This is a genomic window from Flavivirga jejuensis (genome assembly GCF_030540765.1).
Classification (GTDB): domain Bacteria; phylum Bacteroidota; class Bacteroidia; order Flavobacteriales; family Flavobacteriaceae; genus Flavivirga; species Flavivirga jejuensis.
In genome coordinates this window covers 260,173-277,354 of sequence record NZ_JAUOEL010000006.1, presented here as the reverse complement: position 1 = coordinate 277,354, position 17,182 = coordinate 260,173, and the positions used below count along the sequence as shown (strand labels likewise).

Below are 17,182 nucleotides of genomic sequence, written 5' to 3'. Positions count from 1 at the left end.
TTCGGTTATCTAGAAGGTAATATCTGCTTGTCTTCGTTTTTCATATTTTAAATCACTTAAAATACTTGATTTAATACCAATAAAGAAATTCCATGAACTTGCAGAACTAAAAGGAACCCAACTAAAATTCATACGCCAGCTTAATAAATCACGTTCAAAACGCAGTTGTGTATAAGTAAAACCAGCATTCTTTAAATCGTAACCAGAGGATGCTCCAACAGACCATTTATCAGATAACTCTAAATCTCCAGAAAACATAAGCGAATGTGACGAAATCTCATTCTGTCGAGCGCTATTTGAATAGTTTACAGCATAAGCTAAACGTAAACTCCAAGGTATTTTAAAATTATAGAATTCACTTGGGGGTTTTTCTTCGTCGTCGTCATCTTCATTAATTTGTTGATTAGCAAAATCTTGAGAAACACCAAATAAATCATCAGCACGCCCTCCACTACGTAAATTTTCTTCAATATTTTTGTCTTTATCTCTATCCTTATCATCTCCTTTTTTACTTGATAAAGACCAACTAGTAGTAAGATTAGCACTTGTTAGCCTAAAGAGACTACCGTTATTATTAATATTAAATTTATCAATTTTAGTATTATTGTTGTCTAATGCATAAGGATCTAAAGTAGCACCAAAATTCACACTCATTTTCTTATCAAAAAGCTGTGTACCACCACTCACTCTAACAGGACTCCATTTTAGTGAATCTCCTGCAAAATTATAAGAAGTAGAAAAATTTAAATTATTTAATATGGTTACTTTTTTAGATTCTGTAGCCGTACTGTCTTTATCACGAACTTTAGCTTCTATATTGTTGGATAAAGATATTCCCATCGAGCTTGAAAAGTTTCTACTAGGACTACCGCCAATAGTTGATTCTTCAAAACGAGTATACTCTAAGTCTACGCCATCTAAAATAATATCTAGTTCTCCTTCAGTTAAACCATCTGCATTTATAACTTCGGCATTTTCATAATATTTATTAAAAGCAGGGTTTATACTATAACTAATAGAAGGCCTCATAACATGCCTTATAGCCTTTATTTTAGGATCTTTTCCTTCTTTTTCAAAATTAAACATCCCATATACAGTTGTACCTAAACTAGTACTAAAATTATAGGTTCTAAAAGCATCGAATCCATTATCGGTTTCTGTTACAAATTCACGGAGATCGACATCATAACTTTTATCAACGGTTTTAAAAGCCCAAACTTCATTATAACTAGTACTAGCACTAAGACTAAAATGTTTAAACAGTTTAAAGTTAGTGCTTAAAGGGACAGAATGTTGAAAACCAGTCTCTAGATCATCAAACATTTCTTTTTTAAAGAAAAGAGAATCTGTAGTTTGAACACTATTTTCGCCTCTAACACTGTACTGTAAATTTATATTTTGAATAATGCCTTTTTTAGTTCCAGATTTTGGAGCAAGAGGGTATATCCTACCAACACTTCCTTGAAAAGTAGGGAGTGTCATGTTTATGACTTGTGTACCCGTGTTTTGCGAATGTGTTGCTGTTAAGCTAAGATTTACCTGAGGTTCCCCTTGAAACGTTTTAGAATAGGAAACAGATGATGATAACGTATTATTTAAAAAGGAACTCGTATTAATTTGATTTGAAGACGTCGAGTAATAGTTACTACTACCTAGGTTTACCGAAGCTGAAAATCGTGAATTAGGATTTGCTTTAGCATCTTGACTATGAGACCAACGGATGTTGTAGATGGTGTTTTTAGAATAATCTGGAAAACCAAGCTCACTACTAATTAAGTTTTCGTACCTAAATCCTAGATTTCCTCTAAACTTATAACGCTTAGCATAAGTGCTTTCAAATCGCAAACCATAACTACCATTGGTATAATAATCTCCTATAACTGCTAAATCCACATAATCACTAATCGCAAAATAATACCCACCGTTTTGTAGAAAGAACCCACGATCATTTTGCTCACCGAATGATGGTACAATTATACCAGATGTTTGTTTGTCACTTTGAGGAAAAAAAGCATAAGGGACACCAATAGGTGTAGGAACATCGTATATAAACAAATTTGCTAATCCAGTAACTATTTTTTTGCCTGGTACAATTTTTGCTTTTCGAAGCTTGATATAATACTCAGGGTCTTCAAGATTGGTAGCAGTAGTATATTTAGCATTCTTTAAATAGTAAACAGAATCATTCTCTTTTCTGGTGACTTGAGCAATTACTACGCCTTCACCTTGTTCTGTTTTAGAATTAAATATAAGTGCTTTTTTCGTATCCGTATTAAAAACAATAGAATCTGGCTCTACAACATTGCTACCTTGAGTAAAAACGGGTTTTTGAGTATAACCATCAATAGAATCTGTTATGCCTTTAGCATATACTGTATTTGTAGTATAATCTATCATAATATAACCCGCAGTAATATTCATATCACCATAGTCTATCTTAGCATTATTGTACAAATAGAGTTTTTGCTTTTTTTGATTGAATTTAGTGTAATCATCTGCGTGATAGTTAACAATATTTTCTAAAAGCTCTTTTTTAGGAGGAATAGAATCTGTTATTGTAGAATCTTGAATTTTCTCATTGAGTTCTGGAGCACGAAGACTGTCTTTACTAATAATGACACTATCCTTAACACTTCTGTTAATCGTTTTCTTCTTGGGAGAAATATCTTGAGCAAAGCTTAACGTGTTAATAAACACTGTAAAACTTAATGCAAAAAGTATTTTAAAGTTGTTTGTCTGCAACGCTTTTAAATGTATTTTTGTAAAAGTATGGCTCGGTTTTTGAAAAGCCAAAATTACATATATTTTTCTGTGATTGATTTAATAATCAATTAAAAATTTAAAATTAAAATTAACCGAGGTTTTTTAGTCGTGAAAATTTTTATGAAGCATTTTTAATTAAAGTAATATGTGACATAATATTCGATTAAAATAAATTTATTTACCACATGAAAACGCACAAAGTATTACTTTTCGTATCCTTTATAATAGTATTAACATTTTCTTCATTTATAAAGAGTGATGAAGATTTAAATGATAACAAATTTATTGTTGTATTAGATGCTGGTCATGGAGGTAGAGATCCAGGAAATTTAGGAAATGGTTTTAAAGAAAAAAATATAGCTTTAAGCATTGTTCTTAAAATAGGTGCTATACTGGAGAAAATGCCTGACTTTAAAGTTATATATACTCGTAAAAAAGATGTTGCTGTAGATTTGTATAAGCGCCCTGAGATAGCTAATAAGGCAGATGCAGATTTATTTGTTTCTGTTCATTGCGATTCACATACTTCACAAGCTTATGGTGCTGGTACTTTTGTTATGGCAGTTAAAAAAATCCCTCAAAACCTTAGTGTCGCAAAGAAAGAAAACGAAGTAATTTTTCTTGAAGATGATTACGAAAAAAAATATGGTGGGTTTAATCCGAATTCACCAGAATCGTTACTTGGGCTATCATTGATTCAAGAGGAATATTTAGATAGAAGTATCCTGATAGCTAGTTTGATACAAAAAAAAATAATTACTAATTTAAAACGAAAAGATAGAAAAGTAAAGCAAGATGTTTTTTGGGTACTTCATAATACTTATATGCCTAGTGTTTTAGTAGAGACTGGGTTTCTAACAAATAAAAAAGAAGGAACTTATTTAAACTCAAAAAAAGGACAAACAGAAATGGCTCGTCAAATAGCGAATGGAATTATAGAGTATAAAAAAGTTATAGACCAAAATGTAAATGACGAAATTTTTGTTAAAGATGATGACGTTGTATTAACTGATACGCCAGTAGATACTACTTCCACTAATACTTTAAATGATGTTATTTTTAAAGTCCAAATTGCAGCAAGCTCTCAAGCACTTGAAACAAAACCATACAATTTTAATGGGTTACAAAGTATTTCCCGTTTAAAAGAAGGGGCTTTTTACAAATATTATTATGGCGCTACACCTAATTACGATAAAGTAAAACAACTAGAAGAAGAGGCTAGTAAAAAGGGATATACTTCGGGATTTATTGTCGCTTTTAAAGGCGGAAAAAAAATAGCATTGATTGATGCTTTAAAAACAACGGCTAATTAAGTTATTTATTTTAAATTTGTTATCTAAATACATTATAGTTTGAAAATATCAAAAGAAGTTAAAACAGGTATATTAGTAGTTGTAGGAATATTCCTTTTCATTTTTGGGTTTCATTATTTAAAAGGTCAAAATTTATTTGAAGACAGTAATGTATATTATACAGAGTTTGATTACAATGCATTAACAACGTCCTCATTAGTCACCATTAAAGGAAATTCAGTTGGAAAAATTCGAGATATTGCATACGATTATAAAACGGGAAAGACCAAAGTCGCATTTTTTATAAATGGCGAGTTAAAGTTTTCAAAAAACAGTGTTGTAAGAATGTACGAAGCTGGTTTAATGGGAGGTAATGCCATAGCGTTAATAACAGCAGAAGATGGAGATATAGCAAAATCAGGCGATTTTTTAAAATCTGAAGTAGAAGAAGGACTTGTAGCCAGTCTTTCAAAGAATTTTTCTGGATTAAGTGGCCAATTAGATGCTGCTTTAATATCTGCAGATACACTTATGGTTAACTTAAACAGACTTATTGTAGATGATTCGGATAAAGGTCTTAAAAGCACTATGAATGAGTTTAAGGAAACTTTAAAATCATTTAAAAATACCTCAAATAATTTAAATAGAGTCATAACCAAAAACGATGAAAATATCGCGATAACCCTTGAACGTTTTAAAGCGGCTAGTACAGATTTATCAGTGATGGCAAAACAACTTAAAGATACTAATATAGGAAGCACGGTAGAATCTTTAAACGGCACATTAGGTAGTTTAAACACCCTTTTAACGACAATAAAGAAAGGAGAAGGCTCATTAGGAAAGTTGATGAAAGACGAGGCATTGTATAACAATATGGAAGGAGCTACCAAAGAACTTGAAGCCCTTTTAAAAGATATAAAACTCCACCCCAAAAGATATTTTAGAATACTATCAAAAAAGGAAATTCCATATAAAGAAGAGAAAACTAATTAACCCTTATGCAATATTTGTCTAATATTCTTTTTGCAATTTTACTAATTGTAGGTATTGGTTTTTTTGCTAAAAATGTAAAAAAACTTATCCGAAATATAAAACTAGGTCGTGATCTAGATGTCAATGATCATAAGTCAGAACGATGGAAAAATATGGCGATGATTGCCTTAGGGCAAAGTAAAATGGTACGTCGCCCCATAGCAGGTATTTTGCATGCTATTGTATATGTAGGCTTTATAATAATCAATATAGAAGTCTTAGAAATTGTAATTGATGGTTTATTTGGAACCCATCGTATCTTTTCTTCAATAGGTAATCTGTATGGCGTTTTAATTGGAGCTTTCGAAATATTAGCGATTTTGGTTTTTGTATCTGTTATTCTTTTTTGGATTAGGAGAAACATTATAAAATTAAAGCGTTTTTGGAAATCTGAAATGACAAGTTGGCCTAAAAATGATGCTAATTACATTCTGTATTTTGAAATGGTTTTAATGACCTTGTTTATCGTTATGAACGCTACAGATAGTCATTTTCAAGATATGAATTCTGGTAATCTAATCAGTCAGTTTGTAGCACCTTGGTTTAATGGTCTTTCAGAAGGAACCATTCATTTTATTGAAAGAGGGGCGTGGTGGATACATATTGTTGGGATATTCATTTTCCTAAACTATCTTTATTTCTCGAAGCATCTACATATATTACTGGCATTTCCAAATACCTATTACGGAAAGATAAACCCTAAAGGACAATTAGACAATTTAGAAGCAGTTACTAAAGAAGTTAAAATGATGATGGATCCTAATATCGATCCATTTGCAGCACCTGCAGCAGGAACAGAAGGAGAAGTACCTGCTAAATTTGGAGCTAGTGATGTACAGGATTTAAACTGGGTTCAACTATTAAATGCTTATACATGTACAGAATGCGGGCGTTGTACCAGTGAATGTCCAGCGAATCAAACAGGTAAAAAATTATCACCTCGTAAAATCATGATGGATACACGTGATCGTTTAGAGGAAGTAGGAAAAAATATAGATGCAAATAACGGTGAGTTTAAAGAAGATGGTAAACAACTGTTGGATGATTATATTACAAAAGAAGAACTTTGGGCATGTACCTCGTGTAACGCTTGCGTAGAGGCTTGTCCTGTAAGTATAGATCCGTTATCGATCATTTTAGATATGCGTCGCTATTTGGTTATGGAACAGTCTGCAGCTCCTGTAGAATTAAATAATATGATGACAAATATTGAGAATAACGGAGCGCCTTGGCCATACAATCAAATGGATCGATTAAATTGGAAAAACGAATAGTTTATTTCATCTTAATGTTTATAAATTCAAAAAATCAAAATAGAAAATGAGCGAATCACTAAAAGTGCCAACGATGGCAGAATTTATGGCTCAAGGGAAGCAACCAGAAGTATTATTTTGGGTTGGCTGTGCAGGTAGTTTTGATGATAGAGCAAAAAAAATAACAAAAGCTTTCGTAAAGCTATTAAATAAAGCTGGTGTTGAATTTGCGGTATTAGGAACCGAAGAAAGTTGTACAGGAGATCCAGCAAAACGAGCAGGAAACGAATTCTTGTTTCAAATGCAGGCGGTAACAAATATTGAGGTGCTAAATGCTTACGAAGTAAAAAAAATAGTGACGGCCTGTCCGCATTGTTTTAATACTATAAAAAATGAGTATCCAGAATTAGGTGGTAACTACGAAGTGATGCACCATACACAGTTTTTAAAAACATTACTTGACGATGGTCGTTTGACTGTAGAAGGTGGGAAGTTTAAAGGTAAACGTATTACATTTCATGACCCTTGTTATTTAGGAAGGGCCAATAATGTTTACGAAGCACCAAGAGAGCTCATACTAAAGCTAGAAGCAGAACTTGTTGAAATGAAAAATTGCAGACGTAACGGTTTATGTTGCGGAGCAGGGGGCGCGCAAATGTTTAAGGATGCTGAAAAAGGAGATAAAGAAGTAAATGTAGCGCGTACCGAACAAGCTTTAGATGTTAAACCAGAAATTATCGCTGCAGGCTGTCCGTTTTGTAACACTATGATGACCGATGGTGTAAAAGCTAAAGAAAAAGAAAGCGATGTTGAAGTTGTAGATATTGCTGAGTTAATTGCTAATGCTCAGGATTTATAATTATATACCTTCTTCAGATAATTTAAAAATAAATATAACGTTTAATATAAAGACGATAATAATAGATCGTACATAATAAAAAATGCTCACAAATTTCGATACATTACCAGAAGAATCACGTGTTTGGATCTACCAGGCAAACCGTTCATTTACAGAACAAGAGATAGAAGAAATTGAATCAAAATTACATGTATTTATTGGAAACTGGACTGCGCATGGAAGCGATTTACAAGCTGGATACTTAATAAAATACAAACGTTTTATAGTTATAGGTTTAAATCAAAACCTGAATAATGCCACAGGCTGTTCTATTGATGCTTCGGTAAATTTTATTCAACAATTAGAAAAAGATTACCGTGTAGATTTAATGGATAAAATGAATGTGTCCTATAAACAAGGAGAATTTATTGCTTACAAACCTCTTGTAGATTTCAAAAAGATGGCAAAAGATAAAGCCGTTTCTAAAAACACCATTGTTTTTAATAATCTAGTAACTAATATTGCAGAATTTAAGCAAAATTGGGAAGTACCTGCCAGTGAAAGTTGGCATAGTCGATTTATTAAATAGTGTATTGGTAATTTGAAAAAGTCTAAATCACTTCAACAATAAAAATCAGTTTTTTATATTAATTTAGTTATTATTATAATGATAATTTAATAATTTAGGATAACTGGGTATTTAACCTGAAAAAATTTTCATATATCAAATAGAATAATGATTTTTACGCTTATAAAGAGTAAAAATTAAATTATGGCTAACGAAATTATCTTATTAAATATTTCGGGACAAGACAAACCAGGACTAACATCTAGTTTAACCAGTGTTTTGGCAGAATATGGTGCCAAAGTACTAGATATCGGGCAAGCAAACATTCATGATACGCTGTCCTTAGGTATTTTGTTTAAAATTGAATCTGGTAAAAAATCAGCAGCCGTATTAAAAGATTTACTTTTTAAAGCTTATGAGCTTGGTATTACGGCTAAATTCACACCAATTACACTCGAAGATTATGAGAAATGGGTCACGCTACAAGGTAAAGATCGATATATAATTACCATTTTAGGAGAAAAACTAGCTGCCGAACAAATATCTGAAGTCACTAAAATAGTTTCAGAAAAGAATTTAAATATCGATTCTATAAAAAGACTTACAGGCCGTTTATCACTTACTAAAGAGGAAGAGTATCCCAGAGCTTGTATACAGCTATCCATAAGAGGGAAAATAGATAATAAAGCGGAATTTACTGAGAAATTCATGCAAGTTTCAAGAGATTTAGATGTTGATATAGCGTTTCAAGAAGATAATATTTACAGACGAAATAGACGTTTGGTTTGTTTCGATATGGACTCTACATTAATACAAACAGAAGTTATCGACGAGTTGGCAGAATTAGCTGGAGTTGGAGATGAAGTAAGAGCCATTACAGAATCGGCAATGCAAGGAGAGATTGAATTTGCAGAGAGTTTTAAAAGACGGATGAAACTTTTAAAAGGTTTGAGCGAAGAAGTACTTCAAAATGTTGCTGTTAATTTACCTATAACGAAAGGCGCAAAAAGACTCATAGATACTTTAAAAAGCTACGGATTTAAAACTGCCATATTATCTGGGGGATTCACTTACTTTGGACACTATTTAAAAGAAAATCTGGGCATGGATTATGTGTATGCTAACGAACTAGAAATTAAAGATGGTGTTTTAACTGGTGGTTATGTTGGCGATATTGTTGATGGCGATAAAAAAGCAGAATATCTTAAAGAAATTGCGCAAAAAGAAGGTATAGATATTAGCCAAACAATTGCTGTTGGTGATGGCGCAAATGACTTGCCAATGCTTAACCTAGCAGGGTTAGGTATCGCCTTTCATGCAAAACCGACGGTAAAAGATAATGCACAAAATTCTATATCTAGTATTGGATTAGATGGTGTGTTGTATTTACTAGGTTACCATGACAGACATATTGACCTAATTGAGTAGTGTATAGCATATCCTTATTATAGGGTTTAGGGCTTATCCTGAGGTTAATAACTTTTATTTACCTAACAGTATGGAGCGAGGGTAAGTATAATCCATTTTCTAAAATAATATAGTTAATTACTTCTTTATAAAATCTATCTTAAAGTCTTTTTATCTTCTCTTTAAAAGTGTTAATTTGGCACGGTTATTAAGTATTAAATTAATACTTACAAATCCCTCTAATTTATTCTTTTATGCGTCATATTTTTATAGTAGCATCATTTTTTACAATCCTTTCTACGTTTGGTCAGGCGACAGGAAACCCTTTATTAGCAGATAATACTGTAGCCCAAAAAAAATGGGTAGACAGCATATATGCGTCCATGTCTTTAGCCGAAAAAGTAGGGCAGTTATATATGGTACAAGTCATGTCTGATCAAGATGCTATTTCAAAAAATAAAATTGTTCAGCTAATTAAAGAGTATCATATTGGTGGTTTAATTTATTCAAACGGTGGTCCAGTTAAGCAAGCAAAACTGAATAACGAATTACAAGCGTTTTCTAAAACACCATTATTAATAGGAATGGATGCCGAATGGGGGTTGAGCATGCGTTTAGACTCGACTTATGCTTTTCCGTGGAATATGACACTAGGAGCTATAAAAGACAATGATTTAATAGAACAAACGGGAAGAAAGATAGGAGAGCATTGCAAACGTTTAGGCGTACATTTTAACTTTGCGCCTGTTGTAGATATTAATACCAACCCTAAAAACCCAATAATTGGTAATCGGTCTTTTGGTGAAGATAGAGATAATGTAACCGAAAAAGCATCCGCTTTTATGAGAGGGATGCAAGATGCAGGTGTTTTAGCTAACGCCAAACATTTTCCTGGTCATGGAGATACAGATCAAGATTCGCATGAAACATTACCAACTATAAAATTTAATGAGAAACGTATCGATTCTATAGAATTATATCCCTATAGAAAACTTATAAAAGAAGGTCTATCTAGTGTTATGGTTGCACATTTAAATGTGCCTAGTTTAGAGTCTCGCTCTGGATATCCATCTTCGTTATCTAAGCATATTGTTACAGATATTTTAAAAGACTCATTGGGTTTTCAAGGACTTATATTTACAGATGCTTTAACAATGAAAGGTGCTTCAGAATTTAGTGAGCCAGGAGATCTGGATTTAGCTGCTTTTATGGCAGGGAACGATGTTATGCTAATGTCTGAAGATGTAAGTCTGGGCGTTTCTAAAATTATAGAAGCTTGCCATAAAGGAGATATTACAGATGAACGTTTAGAACATTCTGTTAAAAAAATATTACAAGCTAAATATAAAGTTGGATTGCATAATTATGAACCTATTGGCTTGTATGATCTAACTAAAGATTTGAATAGGCTTGAAGACGATATTTTATATGAAGAATTGATTGAAAATGCTATTACTATAGTGAAGAATGATAGACATTTTTTACCATTAAGGCAATTAGAGACTAAAACAATAGCCTATGTAAATATTGGAGATGATAGTGGTTCAGCATTTTTTAATGAATTAAGAAAATATACAAAAGTTCATCATATTCAAGGAGATAACTTAGATGACTTAATAAAAAGACTTCAAGTATATAACACCGTTATTATTGGTTTGCATCGTTCTAATGATAGTCCGTGGAAAAAGTACAAATTCACTAAAAAAGAATTAGTATGGTTGAAAAAAATAGCTCGAAACCATACCGTTATTTTAGACGCTTTTGTGAAGCCTTATGCGCTTTCAGACTTAAAAAGTATTGAGGACATAGAAAGTATCGTGGTTAGTTACCAAAATAGTGAGATAGCTCAGCAAAAATCGGCACAACTTATTTTTGGAGCTATAGCAGGCAAAGGACATTTACCAGTGTCTGTTGGAGAATTTTTTAAAGCAGGAGATGGCATTAATGTCAATGCTATTAAAAGATTGGGATATACCATTCCTGAACGTGTTGGGATGAATTCTCAAAAATTAAAAAAAATAGATTCTATTGCACAATTTGCAGTAAACTCTAAAATGACACCAGGGATTCAATTATTAATAGCAAGAAAAGGAAGTGTTATTTACAATAAGAATTTTGGTAAACATACGTACAAAGGAAAAAATAAGGTACAGTTTGATGATATATACGATGTCGCATCTTTAACCAAAATATTAGCGACTTTGCCACTGCTTATGGAATTAGAAGAAAGTGGTATTGTATCATTAAATAGTAAACTTTCAAAAATATTACCAGACTATAAAGGTTCTAATAAAGAAGACATATCTATTAAAAGTATGTTGTCACATTATGCTAAATTAAGACCTTGGGAACCTTTTTATTACCATACTTTAGATTCTGTTACTAAACGTCCAAGTAAAAAATATTATAGAGGAAAAAGAAGCCTTGATTTTAATATTGAAGTTACTAAGGATTTGTTCTTACGATCTGATTATAAGGACTCTATTAATACTATTATTAAAGATTCAGAGTTGTTAGAAAGACTAAGATATAGGTATAGTGACTTTCCTTATTATATTTTAAAGAAATTTATAGAAACTCATTACGACAAAACACTTGATAAACTAGCACAAGATCATTTTTATCAATCATTAGGAGCTAACAATACATTGTACAATCCATATCATACAATAAGTAATAGAAAAATTGTGCCTACAGAAGTAGATGATTATTATAGATATGGGAAAGTACACGGTTATGTACATGATATGGGAGCTGCGATGCAAAATGGTATTGGTGGACATGCTGGTGTTTTTAGTAATGCTAACGATGTGGCAAAAATTATGCAAATGTATTTGCAAAAAGGTTTTTATGGAGGAAAACGCTATTTAAAATCTGAAACAATAGATAAATTTAATAACTGTTATTATTGTAATAAAGGTAATAGAAGAGGTATCGGGTTTGATAAACCACAACTAGGGCAAGAAGGACCAACATGCGGCTGTTTATCTATGTCAAGTTTTGGACATTCAGGCTTTACAGGAACTTATGCCTGGGCAGATCCAGAGGAAGAAATAGTTTATATCTTCTTAGCTAATAGAACCTACCCTAAAGCTGGTAAAAACCTATTGTTAAAAGAAAATATAAGAACAGAAATACAACGCTTTATTTACGAAGCGATAATTGAATAACCTTGCAAAGTTTTTAAACTCTTGATAAGTATAAAATTAAGATTAACAAAAGTTAGATTCCCACTTTTGTGGGAATGAAAAAATAGAGACTCAATGAAAATAGGAATTGTTTGCTATCCAACATTTGGAGGGAGTGGTGTTGTTGCTACAGAACTTGGTTTAGAATTATCTAAACGAGGACACGAAATCCATTTTATAACATATAACCAACCTGTACGCCTGGAGTTGTTAAGTAATAATGTGCATTACCATGAAGTAAATGTTCCAGAATACCCATTGTTTCATTATCAACCGTACGAGTTGGCATTATCTAGCAAATTAGTAGATATGGTGAAGCTTCATAAAATAGAAGTCCTTCATGTGCATTATGCCATTCCGCATGCTTATGCAGCTTATATGGCTAAAAAAATGTTGCAGGAAGAAGGTATTTATGTACCAATAGTTACTACACTACATGGTACCGATATCACACTTGTAGGAAGTCACCCTTTTTATAAACCAGCGGTAACATTCAGTATTAATAAATCGGATGCAGTAACAGCAGTATCGCAAAGTTTAAAAGATGATACCTTACGATTATTTGATATTAAAAATGATATTCATGTCGTACCAAATTTTATTGATTTAGATAAATATAATCATAGTTATACAGATTGCCAACGGGGAATGATGGCGAATGATAATGAGAGAATCATTACACATATTAGTAATTTACGTCCTGTAAAACGTGCTCAAGATGTGATTTCAGTTTTTTATAATATTCAAAAAGAAATGCCCGCGAAACTTATGCTTGTAGGAGAAGGACCAGAGCGGGAAAAGATAGAACTTCGTTGCCAGGAATTAGGCATACTAGATAAAGTTATTTTCTTTGGAAAAAGTAACGAAATAGATAAAATATTATGTTTTAGCGATTTGTTTTTGCTGCCTTCCCAAACCGAGAGTTTTGGATTAGCGGCGTTAGAAGCAATGGCATCTGGTGTTCCTGTTATATCAAGTAATACAGGCGGGATACCAGAAGTAAACAAGCATGACGTTTCTGGATTTTTAAGTGATGCTGGTGATGTAGATGATATGACTAAAAATGCGCTATATATTTTAAGTGATGAAAAGCGTTTGCAGACTTTTAAAGATAATGCCAGAAAAGAATCTTTAAAATTTGATTTACATGCTATTGTACCACAGTATGAAGCTATTTATGAAGATACTCTGGCTAAATGCCTCGTGTTGTAAAAATAAAAAAAGCACCTAAATGGTGCTTTTTTATATATAATTTTATCTACTTTAAAATTAGAATTGGTAACGAATTCCTAAAGCAATATCAAAATCTAAATCATTATTGTCATAAGCATCATCTCCAAAACCAATTTCTGGTCTAAAATCTAATGATATTAATAATGGAATTTCAAAATTATACTCAATACCGATATTACCAGCTAAAAATATAAAAGTATCAGAAACATCTCTTCCTCCAGGAACCTCAAAGCTATAAGAACCAATACCACCACCAGCACCAGTATACCAATTAAAAGAACCATCTAAAGGAAATATCCATTGATACAATCCAGCAAGTTTAAACCCATCAAAATTGTCTCCGTTTCTCCAACCTAAATCAAATTCTAATCTGTTATTATCTCCGAGGCCACGTTGATAAGATACTTCGGCTCCAAAGCCATCACTATCACCTAATCTTAACCCAATAGCATTTTCGGCAATACTTTGAGCGCTTGAAGCAAAAGTAAAAGCTAAAATAGTAATTGATAATAAAAATAATTTTTTCATAAGTTTAAAGTTTTATTTGATTAATGATATACGATCTTTTTAGTAAAAAAGATTATTTGAACATATTAAATTTAGTGAAACAAAAATAACGACAAAATTGTATTTATATTTAGCATCTTTTTAGACTTATAAACATATTTATTAAACTATGGGGTTAACTCCACATTTGCAGGTATTAAAAGATAAACTTTTTGGCGAATTGTATTATGATGATTTAATAAAATCAATATATGCCACAGACGCTTCAGTTTATAGAATTTTACCATTGGCTGTTGCATATCCTAAAAATAAAGAAGATATAAAACTATTAATTGCGTTTGCTAAAAGGCATAAAACCTCTTTAATACCAAGAACAGCAGGGACGTCATTAGCAGGGCAATGCGTTGGTAAGGGGATTGTGGTAGACGTATCTAAATATTTTACAGCGATTTTAAATGTTAATAAAAAAGAACAAACAGTTACCATGCAACCAGGCGTTGTGCGGGATAAATTAAATAATTATTTAAGACCTTTAGGGTTGTTTTTTGGACCCAATACGTCTACGTCAAACAGATGTATGATAGGGGGTATGGTTGGTAATAATTCTTCAGGAACCACGTCCATACAATATGGTGTAACCCGTGATAAGGTTCTAGAACTACAAACTGTTTTAAGTGATGGGAGTGATGTTATTTTCGGAGCACTGTCTTCAGATGAATTTATTAATAAAACAAAAAAGAATTCATTAGAAGGTCAAATTTATAAAACGATATATAATGAACTTGCATCAGAAGCTGTTCAAAAAGAAATAAAAGATAAGTTTCCAAAACCAGAAATTCACCGAAGAAATACAGGGTATGCTATAGATGAATTAATAAAGTCTGATGTATTTACAGATACTTCAGATACATTCAACATGTGTAAGCTGCTTTCTGGAAGTGAAGGTACCTTGGCATTTACTACACAAATTACTTTAAAATTAGACAAACTTCCACCAGAAGAAGGTGTTATGGTTGCGGCACATTTTGATAGCATAGAAAATTGCTTAAAAGCCGTAGAACCTGTTATGAAACACAATTTGTATACCTGCGAAATGATGGATAAAACCATTTTGGATTGTACAAAACATAATAAAACACAACAAGAAAACAGACGATTTATAGAGGGGGATCCCAAGGCTATTTTAATGTGCGAAGTTCGAGCGAATAATAAAAAGGAGGTTGAAACTTTAGCTGAAAACTTACTAGAAGACTTGATCTCTTCTGGATTAAGCTATGCATACCCAATTCTTAAAGGAGCAGATATTGACAAGGCAAATAACCTACGAAGTGCAGGCTTGGGGCTTTTAGGAAATATAATTGGTGATAAAAAAGGAGTTGCCTGTATTGAAGATACAGCAGTCGCCTTACCAGATTTAGCTAATTATATCATGGATTTTGAAAAACTCATGGCAGGTTATAATCAAGAAGCTATTTACTATGCGCATGCTGGCGCGGGTGAAATTCATTTACGTCCCATTTTAGATTTAAAAAAACAAACAGATGTTGCGTTATTTAGAAAAATAACAACCGATGTAGCACATTTGGTAAAGACCTATAAAGGGTCTATGAGTGGTGAGCATGGTGATGGTATAGTGCGTTCTGAGTTTATAGCCATGATGATTGGAGATAAAAATTATAACATATTAAAACAAATAAAAAAGGCGTTCGATCCTGATGCCATTTTTAACCCTGATAAGATAATTGATCCGTTTCCAATGGATGCATCATTGCGTTATGTTCCTAATAGAGAAGAACCAGAAATAGAAACGCTGATTGATTTTTCTAAATCTCAAGGCATATTACGTGAAGCTGAAAAATGCAATGGTTCTGGGGATTGTAGAAAGCTTCCTGAATTTGGAGGCACCATGTGTCCGAGTTATCGGGCTACCAGAAATGAAAAGGATACAACCCGAGCAAGAGCGAATGCATTGCGTGAATTTTTAACGAATTCGGATAAAGCGAATAAGTTTGATCATAAAGAATTAAAAACAGTTTTCGATTTATGTTTAAGCTGTAAAGCTTGTGCTAGCGAATGTCCTAGTAGTGTAGATGTAGCAAGTTTAAAAGCAGAATTTCAATATCAATACCAGAAAGTGAATGGCGTATCGTTACGAACAAAATTGTTTGCTTATAACAATAAGTTAAACAGGTGGGGTGGTAAGTTGCCTGGGCTTGCTAATTTTGTGTTTTCTAACAGAATAACAGCATCCATCTTAAAAAAATCTTTTGGAGTAGCTAAAGAAAGACGTTTGCCTTTAATTTCGAAAGTTAGCTTGAGCACCTATTATGACAACTTTAAAATAATAAGAAATAAAGGTCATTATATTAAAAAAGTGTATTTGTTTAATGATGAATTTACTAATCATTTAGATGCACAAGTGGGTAAGGATGCCTTGGAACTTTTAAAAGGTTTAAATTACTTTGTAGAAATAATTGATAATTCCGAATCTGGTCGTGCGTTCCTATCTAAAGGTTTGTTAGAGCAAGCCAAAAATCTGGCGAATAAAAATATTGAAACCTTTAAGAATAAAATTTCAGAAGAGACCCCGTTAATTGGCATAGAACCATCAGCCATTTTAACTCTTAAAGATGAATATTTAAAATTAGCAGACGATAAAGTGTCTGCAGAGAAGATTGCTAAACATACTTTTTTAATAGAGGAATTTATTCAGCAAGAAATAACATTGGGAAATATAACGCAAGAACAATTTACGTTACAGGAAAAGACAATCAAGTTTCACGGACATTGCCACCAGAAGGCAATGAGCAATCAATTGTCTAGTTTTTCGGTATTAAACCTGCCTAGAAATTATAAAGTGGCTATCATACCAAGCGGTTGCTGTGGTATGGCTGGTAGTTTTGGTTACGAAAAAGAACATTATGAGGTAAGTATGCAAGTAGGGGAACAAACCTTGTTTCCTGCTGTTAGAAAAGCATCAAAAGATGTTCTTATTTCTGCAAACGGAACCAGTTGCAGGCATCAGATAAAAGATGGCACCCAGCGAGAAGCAAAACATCCTATTTCTATTTTAAGAGAAGCATTGATTCGTGTAAACTAAA

The 17,182-nt window shown here is 32.5% G+C and carries 11 protein-coding genes; 9 read left to right on the top strand and 2 right to left on the bottom strand.

The features are described 5' to 3' along the window. Positions 1 to 9 precede the first annotated feature (9 nt). Positions 10 to 2,793: a putative LPS assembly protein LptD gene (locus Q4Q40_RS17320; RefSeq protein WP_303303203.1), complete on the bottom strand. Its 2,784-nt coding sequence runs from the start codon at positions 2,791 to 2,793 to the stop codon at positions 10 to 12. 155 nt (positions 2,794 to 2,948) lie between these two features. On the opposite strand from Q4Q40_RS17320, the gene Q4Q40_RS17315 reads away from it, so the two are divergent. The 8 genes from Q4Q40_RS17315 to bshA all read left to right on the top strand — a co-directional run bounded on the left by Q4Q40_RS17315 (position 2,949) and on the right by bshA (position 13,553). After that, the gene (locus Q4Q40_RS17315; RefSeq protein ID WP_303303202.1) at positions 2,949 to 4,076 is read left to right on the top strand and encodes an N-acetylmuramoyl-L-alanine amidase family protein; all 1,128 of its coding nucleotides are present in this window, start codon (positions 2,949 to 2,951) and stop codon (positions 4,074 to 4,076) included. 39 nt (positions 4,077 to 4,115) lie between these two features. Further along, positions 4,116 to 5,048: an MlaD family protein gene (locus tag Q4Q40_RS17310; protein ID WP_303303200.1), complete on the top strand. Its 933-nt coding sequence runs from the start codon at positions 4,116 to 4,118 to the stop codon at positions 5,046 to 5,048. A gap of 5 nt (positions 5,049 to 5,053) precedes the next feature. Then, positions 5,054 to 6,361, top strand: a complete 1,308-nt coding sequence (locus Q4Q40_RS17305) for a 4Fe-4S dicluster domain-containing protein (protein WP_303303199.1) — start codon at positions 5,054 to 5,056, stop codon at positions 6,359 to 6,361. 46 nt (positions 6,362 to 6,407) lie between these two features. After that, positions 6,408 to 7,199: a (Fe-S)-binding protein gene (locus Q4Q40_RS17300; RefSeq protein ID WP_303303198.1), complete on the top strand. Its 792-nt coding sequence runs from the start codon at positions 6,408 to 6,410 to the stop codon at positions 7,197 to 7,199. 82 nt (positions 7,200 to 7,281) lie between these two features. After that, positions 7,282 to 7,767, top strand: coding sequence for an ABC transporter ATPase (locus tag Q4Q40_RS17295; protein ID WP_303303196.1), 486 nt, complete (start codon positions 7,282 to 7,284; stop codon positions 7,765 to 7,767). 183 nt (positions 7,768 to 7,950) lie between these two features. Continuing rightward, positions 7,951 to 9,174: a phosphoserine phosphatase SerB gene (gene serB, locus Q4Q40_RS17290; RefSeq protein WP_303303195.1), complete on the top strand. Its 1,224-nt coding sequence runs from the start codon at positions 7,951 to 7,953 to the stop codon at positions 9,172 to 9,174. A 233-nt stretch (positions 9,175 to 9,407) separates the two neighbouring features. Next, positions 9,408 to 12,323 (top strand): serine hydrolase domain-containing protein, encoded by a 2,916-nt coding sequence (locus Q4Q40_RS17285; protein ID WP_303303194.1) that lies wholly within the window; start codon positions 9,408 to 9,410, stop codon positions 12,321 to 12,323. A gap of 93 nt (positions 12,324 to 12,416) precedes the next feature. Further along, positions 12,417 to 13,553 carry an N-acetyl-alpha-D-glucosaminyl L-malate synthase BshA gene (bshA, locus tag Q4Q40_RS17280; RefSeq protein ID WP_303303193.1) on the top strand — a complete coding sequence of 379 codons (1,137 nt, stop codon included), beginning with the start codon at positions 12,417 to 12,419 and terminating at the stop codon, positions 13,551 to 13,553. A gap of 57 nt (positions 13,554 to 13,610) precedes the next feature. On the opposite strand, the gene Q4Q40_RS17275 is transcribed toward bshA, so the two are convergent. Then, on the bottom strand, positions 13,611 to 14,102 hold the full coding sequence (locus Q4Q40_RS17275) for a hypothetical protein (RefSeq protein ID WP_303303192.1): 492 nt from the start codon (positions 14,100 to 14,102) through the stop codon (positions 13,611 to 13,613). Positions 14,103 to 14,250: 148 nt separating this feature from the next. Here Q4Q40_RS17275 and Q4Q40_RS17270 point away from each other — a divergent pair, with 148 nt between their 5' ends. Next, positions 14,251 to 17,181: an FAD-binding and (Fe-S)-binding domain-containing protein gene (locus tag Q4Q40_RS17270; protein WP_303303191.1), complete on the top strand. Its 2,931-nt coding sequence runs from the start codon at positions 14,251 to 14,253 to the stop codon at positions 17,179 to 17,181. Position 17,182 lies beyond the last annotated feature (1 nt).